Raw genomic sequence first — 7238 nt, 5'->3', positions numbered from 1 at the left:
GGGTGGCGGTCTACTACGATCAGGGTTCCAGCAGCTTCGACTGGACCCATGTCTCGGCGCCAGGCGGGCGGAACTCTGGCCCGGGCACGGTGTACCTGAAGGGCAGTCATCAGCAGTACGGCGAGCTGATCGTGGATCAGCGGAACACTGAACTGAATCATTCTGCCGTGAAGCCGACCCCCGTTCCGGGAGGAACCTATGAGCGCTTCGCGGTGCTCCGGAACGCCTGGGTGGAGGTGACCAGCGCCCTTTCGACGCCCGCGCTGGAGGTGGTCGGAGGGTCCGTCATCTTCCTGGACTCGTTGAGTGGAAGCTTCACGTCGCTGCGGATGCTGGAGGGGGGCGCCGTGGACTTGCGCAAGCCCTGGGGCTTCGCGGATGGAATGAACGTCGAAATCTCCGGCACCAACGCGGCGCTGCGGGTCATGGGCGGGACCCCCATGCGACTGTCCGCCTTGAAGGTGTCGGGGAGCGGCGCGACGCTGGCGCAGAATCTCATCTTGGATGGCCAGCTTCGGACGCTCGAGCTCGACGTGAGTGGCCCGGTCGAAGTCGGTGCCGGGGCGACCATCGACGTGAGTGGCGCCGGCTATCTGGGGGGATGGCAGGGCGTGAACGTGGTGCAGTCCGGGAGGACCACGGGCAACGTCCCGAGCCAGAGGACCAGCGCCGGCGGCAGCCATGGTGGCCATGGAGCCGTGCAGTCCGGCACAGCCGCGATTCCGGTCTACGGCGACTACCGGAATCCAAGCGACTTCGGCTCGGGCGGCGCCGGTAATTCGTCCGGGTCACTGCCGGGTGGAAACGGAGCCGGCGTGCTGCGGCTGAGCGCGGACAGCCTGGTGCTGAATGGCAAGCTGTTGGCGAACGGTGAGGACGCCTATTACCCCTATGGCGTCTACGCGGGCGCGGGTGGCAGCATCCGGGTGCAAGCCAATGCCTTGACCGGCTCAGGCGCCATGGAAGCCGTGGGTGGAGCCTATGGCCTGGCGGCGGGCGGCCGGATTGCCGTCTATTTCGATACCGCCACCAGCTCCTTCACCTGGAACAACATCACCGCTCGGGGGTCCCTCTATTACCCGGGAGGCCCCGGGACGGTGTACCTCAAGGGCAGTCTCGAGGCGTATGGCGACCTCATCATCGACAACGCCAACCTGGACACCAACCCCCAGTCCGTTGCTGCAACGGATCTGCTCCCCAGCTCCACCGGCGAGCAGACCTTCCGCAACCTCACCATCACCCGGAAGTCCTCCGTGACCACGCCGGATGCGCTGACCGTCACGGGCACGCTCACCGTGGACTCCAGCTCGCGCCTGCAGTCCTCGAACCTCAACCTTCCATGACCCGTCCTGCTCGTGACCGGAGCGCCTCCGCGCTCCTTCCGTCTGCCCGAATCACATCTGTTCTCTTCCTGACAGCCCTGCTTTCCGCGGGCTGCCGTGACGAGGACGTGGTGGCCCGGGTGGGCCGTACCGACCTGCGGCGCGCGGACGTGGAGCTCTTCGCGTCCCAGCGTGCACCGGAGGCTTCTGGCATCCAGGCCCAGCTCGACGCGCTCATCGACCGGCAGCGGCTCGCGGAGGAGGCGGACGCGCGTGGCCTGGACGACCGCCCGGACGTCCGCGCACGGCTCGCGGCGGCCCGGCGCGAGGTGCTCGCCCAGGCCCTGGTGGAGGAGCAGCTCCAGGGCGCCACGGAAGACAAGGCGCTGCGCGAGCGCTACGCGGCCCAGAAGGACGCGCTGTCGCGCCGGGAGATCCACGTGCGGCACATCCTGATCCGCCTGCCCCAGGGCGCGGACGAGGCCGAGCGGCGCAGGGCGCGGGATCGCGCGAACCTGCTCTACGCCCGCATCCTGGGCGGCGAGGCCTTCGACAAGGTGGCGCGCGAGTCCAGCCAGGACGAGGTCTCCGCGCCGCGCGGCGGGGACCTGGGGCCGGTGCTCGAAGGCCAGGTGCACGCCGCCTTCTTCGAGGCCGCCGCGGCACTGAAGCCGGACGAAGTGAGCAAGCCCTTCGAGACGCCCTACGGCCTCCACATCGTCCAGGCGCTCGCCCCGGTGGAGACGCGAGTGCCGTCGTTCGAGGAGGCGCGGGGGAGGCTTGCGGCGGAGTCGCGCCGTGAGGCCGAGGCGCGGTGGATGAAGGACCTGCGGGAGCGCGTGTCGGTGGAGCGCTTCCCCCAGGCGTTGCGTCCGCTGGAAGCGGCCGCAACGGATGCGGGGACGGCAGGAACGCAGGGGGAGATGGCTCGATGAGTGCGCGAGGGCAGGTCCGGGGGCTGTGGGGCGCCCTGTTGCTGACGGTGGTGATGGGGTGCGGCAAGACGCCGGAGCGTCCTCCTGAACCCGCGGCATCCAAGCCGTCCAGGGCCGTGGCGTCCACGCGCACGCGGCTGACCGCCGTGGAGCTGGCGCCCGCGTGCAATGGCGTCATCGAGGAGTCGGTGGGGCCCGCATGGCGAGGCGGCACCCTGGTGGTGCAGGGCGGCCAGCAGGGAACGTCGTCGTTCACCGGCGCGCTGAACGAGCCCGTGCTGGTCGTCGTGCAGAACGGCGACGCGCGGGGCGCGAACGAGGTGGCGACCTCGCAGGTGACGCTCAACGGCACCGTGGTGGGCGGCGTCTCCGCAGGCACCCCCTTGGCCGTATTCCGCGTGGCGCTCCAGCAAACCAACCAGCTCTCGGTGGTGACGACGGGCGGCGGCGCGGTGCGCGTGTCGGTGGCTCCGCTCGGCGCCCTGCCGTGCATGGTGACGGATTCCGGCTACATCCAGGCGGGCCCGGAGCCGGTGTCGCGGTCCTGGACGGACATCAAACCTCCCGGCGACGGCACGGTGGGCGTGCTGGTGGTGGACATGGTGGGCCCGGACGCGGACGGCGCCGTGCGCCTCAACGGCGTGGACATGCTGGCGGGCCTCACGGGCGCGCAGAAGCGCACCTTCGCGTCGAAGGTGACGCTGGCCGCCACCAACCAGCTGGAGCTGACGGTCCTGGGGGGACCGGAGTCCTCCGTGCGCGTGGTGCTGTTCGACGCGGACACGCTGCCCTCCACGCTGACCATGCTGGAGCCGGAGCCAGGAGCCTTCTTCACCAGCTCTCCGGTGCGTGTGGCCGGCCAGTTCGGGTTGGATACCAAGAGCGTCGTCATCAACGGGATGACGGCCGCGCTCTCCGGTCAGACGGGTTACTTCCTGGACCTTCCCCTGGTGGAAGGCGCCAACGCCGTCACCACGGTGATCGCGGACCAGTGCGCCAACGTGGCCCGGGTGTGCCATCCGGTCGGGCTCGACAGCCAGGCGCCGGTCATCACCGTGAGTGGGGTGACGGAAGGGGAGATTACCCAGGGGCCGGTGACCCTCGGCTACTCGGCGACGGGGATGACTCCGCTGTCCGCGTCAGCCACGCTCAACGGCGAGCCCATCGTGAACGGAGGGGAGGTTTCCGCCGAGGGCTCCCACGAATGGCTCGTGACGGTGACGGACCCGGAAGGCCGGGTGGCGAAGAAGCGGGTGCGCTTCCGCATCCAGCGCACCGCGCCGACCATCGAGGTCACGGGGGTGACCGACGGCGCGTACTACCCGGGGCCCGTGGTGCCCACCGTGACGGTGCGCAGTGACTACCTGGAGACCACCTTCTTCAGGCTCGACAACAGCGTCGACTGGTACAGCGGCGATCCGATCACTGGCGACGGCCCGCACCACCTGTATCTGGTCGCGAAGGACCGGGCGGCCAACTACGGCATCGTCGAGTTGGACTTCACCATCGACCAGATCTTCCCGGTGGTTTCCTTCACGGGGGTCGAGGAAGGCTCATTCCATCAGGTGCCCGTCGAGGTGTCGTACAGCGCCACGGACACCCATCTGGTCGCGGACAGCGTGGACGCGCGGCTCGACGGAGCGCAGTTCATCAACGGGAACACCGTCTCCGGCGAAGGGCCGCACACGGTGGACGTGGAGGCGACGGACCTGGCCGGCAACCGCAAGCTGGCGCAGCTCCATTTCACCCTGGACTTCACTGCTCCGGCCATCGCGTTGAGCGGGCTGCCCCAGACGAGCCCGGTGCGCGCGACGGTGACGCCCACCTTCACGGTGGTGGAGGTGAACCTGAAGTCGCTCACCGCCACGCTGAACGGTAAGCCCTTCCAGAGCGGCACGGAGGTCACCGACGACGGCCCCTACCTGTTGGAGGTCAAGGCCGGGGACCAGGCGGGGAGAAGCGCGTCGGCGGTGGCCTCGTTCAGCATCGACCGCTCGGCGCCCGTCATCACCGTGACGGGTGTGGTGGACGGACAGCACCGCAACACCCCCGCGACCATCTCCTGGACGGTGGAGGACGCGTACCCGGGGACCGTGACCGCGAAGCTGGACGGCGCGGACTTCACGAGTGGGACCACCGTCGACGCGGGAGGGCCGCACACGCTGGTCATCACCGCGGTGGACCAGCTGGGCAACAGCGCGGAGGCCCGCCGGACGTTCGTCATCGACATGGCGCCCGTGGTGCCCACCATCCAGTCGCCGCAGAACGGACTGGTGACGCGCGACGCGCAGGTGGAGTTCGCCGTCGCCGTGACGGATCCGGGCCAGGTGGTCCGCGTGGAAGTGGGCGGCGTGGAGCTGGTGAAGGGGACGGACGACGTGTGGCGCCACGCCGTGCCGTTGTCCGAGGGGAAGAACGTCCTGACGGCGCAGGTGCTGGACTCCGCGGGCAACGCGTCCACCGTGAGCGTGACGGTGTTCCGGGACTCGATCGCGCCGCAGCTGGTGGTGACGAGCCCGTCCGCGAACGCGCGCATTGGTGCGCTCTCCGTGAAGCTGCGCGGCACGGCGACGGACACCACGCCCGTGGTGCTCACGGTGAATGGCAGCGCGGTGCCGGTGGCGCCGGATGGCTCCTTCGAGGTGACCCGGTCCCTGACGCAGGGCGCGAACACGCTGCTGCTGCGGCTGTCGGATGCGGCGGACAACCTGGACGAAAAGACGCTCCAGCTGCGCGCCAACGCCACGCCGCCCACGCTGTCGCTGACGGCGCCCGTGGACGGCCTGGTGACGGAGCAGACCTCCGTGACGGTGCGAGGCACCGCGTCGTCCGCGGACAGCACGGACACGGTGACGGTGGTGGTGGCGGGCGCGCTGGCCGCGACGTTGCCGGACCACTCCTTCCAGCGCACGGTGCAGCTGTCGCCGGGGACGCAGACGCTGACGGTCGTGGCGATGGACGGCTACGGCCTGCGCACGGAGTCCACGGTCAACGTCACGCGGAACGTCACGCTGCCGGATGGTGGGCTCGCGGACGCGGGCACGGGCACCGGGAGCGACGCGGGCTCGGCGGGGGATGCGGGCAGTCCGCTGGACGGCGGAGTGGGCGCGGATGCGGGCACGCCCGCGGACGCGGGCAGTGGGACGGCGGCGCCGGTGCTGGCGCTGGAGTCCCCCACGCAGGGGGCGGTGCTGGGGGGCGTGAGCGTGGCGGTGGCGGGGCAGGTGCAGGGCGGTACGTTGCCGTTGCAGGTGAAGGTCAACGGTGTGAACGCGGCGGTCTCGTCGCGCAGCTTCACGCTGGCGTTGGCGCTCCCCGCGGGAGACCACACGCTGGCGGTGCAGGTGACGGACGCGGAAGGGCGCTCGGCGAGCACCACGCGCACGGTGGCGGTGGACCGCACGAGGCCCACGTTGACCATCACGGAGCCGGCGACGAGCCCGGCCACGGTGAACGAGTCCCCCTACGTGGTGAAGGGGACCGTGGGTGACACGCACCTGGCGGGCGTCACGGTGCAGGGGCAGTCCGCGACGGTGCTGGGTGGCACGTTCAGCGTACCGGTGGCGCTGGCGCAGGGACAGACGGTGGTGGAGGTGGTGGCGGTCGACCAGGCCGGCAACACCGAGCGCGAGAGCCTCACGTTCAACGTCGACCACGCGCCTCCGATCGTGACGGTGCTGTCGCCGGTCAGTGGTAGCGAGTCCCCACTGCCCGTGGCGCACATCCGCGCGAAGGTGCAGGCCTTCGCCGATCTGGACGAGGTGCGCATTGGCACGGGGCTCGCGGCGGAGGAGTCCCCCGGCGTGTACGGGGCGGACCTCCCGCTGTCGCTGGGGGAGAACGCCGTCCAGGTGAAGGCGACGGACAAGAACGGGCTCATCGGGCGCGCGAGCGTCGTGGTGCGCTACCGGAGCCCCGCCACGGAGCCGCTGGTCGTCACGGGTGTGCAGCCCGCGGCGGGCGCGAGCGACGTGAAGACGGACGCGCTCATCAGCGTCTCCTTCAACAAGGCGGCGACGCTGGCGTCGGTGCGGCAGGGCTTCAAGGTGCTGCACCAGGGGAGCCCGCTCGCGGGCGGCTATTCGCTGGCACCGGGAGGCCAGACGGCGACGTTCATCGCGAACGCGCCGCTGCCCGAGGGCGAGCCGCTCCAGGTGTCGGTGCAGGGCATCCAGGCGGAGGTGGGGCCCGCGCAAGGGTCGGCCTTCTACAGTCAGCTTACGGTGCGGCGGCCGCTCACGCGGGTGCGCGGCTCCGTGATGGATGACGCCTTCGAGCCGCTGTCGGGCGTGCGCGTCATCCTGGAGGGAACCTCCGAGACCGCGCGCACGAGCGCGGACGGCAACTGGTCATTCATCACGTCGGTGTCGGGGCCGCGCGTGGTCCGCTACGAGGGCGGGACGACGGCGGAGGGCCGTCCGCTGCCCACCGTGCGCCGGATGCTGAGCATCACGCCAGAGGTGGAGACGGTGGACGCGCCGCTGGCGCTGACCGCCGTGGACACCGCGAGCGCGGCGCGGGTGGACACCACGCAGGCGCTGCACGTGGACTTCGCCCAGAAGCACGGCGCGCTGGCCATCGACGGAGACCCGGGTTCGCTGCTGTTCGAGGACGGAAGGACGGAGGGCCAGTTGACGGCGACGCGGCTGCAGTCCGTGTCGCTGCCCGTGCGGCTGGAGAGCAACGCGACGCCCACGGCGGTCTGGCAGGTGGGTCCCGCGGGCGTGCGGGTCCAGAAGCCCATCCTGTTGCAGTTCCCCAACGTGACGGGCCTGCCGGCGGGCCGCTACGTGCTGGTGCTAGCGCACGAGCCGCGCACGCACGTGCTCGCGAGGGCGGGCCTGGCCGTGGTGTCCCCGGACGGCGCGTCCATCCGGACGGAGGAACCGCTGGCCCTGCGCTCCGTGGAGTTCATGGGCTACATGGCCCTGACGGATGATCAGGACAAGATCGTCCGTGAAGCGTTGGCACGGGCGGGAGG

2 protein-coding genes and 1 pseudogene are annotated in these 7238 nt (G+C 70.6%); all 3 read left to right on the top strand.

What is annotated here, in order from left to right:
- Positions 1–1343, top strand: a pseudogene (locus D7W79_RS35810) (hypothetical protein); the annotation flags it as partial.
- A gap of 119 nt (positions 1344–1462) precedes the next feature.
- Positions 1463–2257: a peptidylprolyl isomerase gene (locus tag D7W79_RS35805; protein WP_147442217.1), complete on the top strand. Its 795-nt coding sequence runs from the start codon at positions 1463–1465 to the stop codon at positions 2255–2257.
- The coding region (locus D7W79_RS35800) for an Ig-like domain-containing protein (protein WP_147442216.1) at positions 2254–7238 on the top strand (4985 nt) is incomplete at its 3' end. The genes D7W79_RS35805 and D7W79_RS35800, both read left to right, overlap by 4 nt.

The sequence above is a fragment of the Corallococcus exercitus genome, assembly GCF_003611585.1.
GTDB classification, from domain to species: Bacteria; Myxococcota; Myxococcia; order Myxococcales; family Myxococcaceae; genus Corallococcus; species Corallococcus exercitus.
This window is presented reverse-complemented; position numbering and strand designations above follow the sequence as displayed.